The following is a 1,169-nucleotide window of genomic DNA, read 5'->3' on the forward strand; positions in this document are numbered from 1 at the left end:
AGCTGATCTTGGTGTGATTGTCAGGAAAGCCTTGAAGACGCTCGCATTCAATTGGAGTTAGGCGTCGGACCTCCATGTTTGGGGTCATTGTTGCAGCAGGTTGACCTCCTCCACTGGGTGATGGCAACTTAAGGGTAAAGGCCAATTCAACACTAGCCTTTGGAGTCACATCAGTCTGAAGTGCTATTGCTGGAGGCTGTCCGCTGTTAGCATGGCTTTTATCGTGGTTTCCTGCGCGAATAGTTGGCGATAGCTCCGACGTCGCATCAGCTCCACTGTCTTTGTAGCTAAATGCGATGCAGGCGTTTTCTTGTCCGTTGTTGCGCCCAAGTGTGTGTGCCAGTTCGCAATTGGTATCTGGATCTTGCGTGCCGTGCACTGCGAAAGTCTCAGTATCAAAATCCAGCCTGATTCCATGCGCGGTGCAGGCGGTCGCCACATCAATATGGCCGGCAGCATTGCCACCGCCAAAAGCAATCAGGTGTCCAGCTTGTGCCTGGTTGTCGTCTGCGCCACACGTTCCAACGCCTCGTGCAGTAAGGGCGGCAACAGCCTTTTGCGTTTCTCGGCGCGGCGCAGAATCCCGGCGCACGCTGTTGAGCTCAAAAAGTACCGCTGCGGGATCGAATCCTCTTCGAGCACTTGCGACAACGAACACACGGCGGCGTCGTTGGGCCACTCCGAAAAATTGAGCATCAAGGACGCGCCATGCGATAACCCTCTCTGGTCCAGACACACAACCAGCGTGCGTCCATTTTCCCCCTGCTGGCTGCAACTCACTGCTTTCTCCGGCAAGTCCTGCCAGAAAGCACCCGAAGGCATTGTCTTTGCTGCTGAGCACGCCGGGGACGTTTTCCCAGACGATGATTGCTTCTGGCTCACCGCGTTCGCGGCGCTTTGCGTCGATTGCATTGGCTAATTCCACGTAAGAGAGGGTTAACTGGCCTCGGTCATCAGACAGGCCTTCACGTAAGCCGGCGATGCTGAATGCCTGGCAGGGCGTACCACCGACAAGAACATCAGGCGCTTCTACTTCACCAACGCGCACCGCATCCGCGATTTTTGTCATGTCGCCAAGGTTGGTTACTTCCGGCCAGTGATGGGCGAGGACTGCGGATGGGAATGGTTCGATTTCAGAGAACCAGGCCGGTTTCCAGCCGAGAGGTTCC

Annotated in this window: 1 protein-coding gene; it reads right to left on the reverse strand. The window is 55.8% G+C overall.

From position 1 onward, the window contains the following. Positions 1 to 1,169: DNA cytosine methyltransferase (locus HP459_RS23010; protein ID WP_171936933.1), on the reverse strand; the 1,169-nt coding region annotated here is incomplete at both ends.

The organism is Enterobacter sp. CM29 (assembly GCF_013179605.1).
Classification (GTDB): domain Bacteria; phylum Pseudomonadota; class Gammaproteobacteria; order Enterobacterales; family Enterobacteriaceae; genus Enterobacter; species Enterobacter intestinihominis.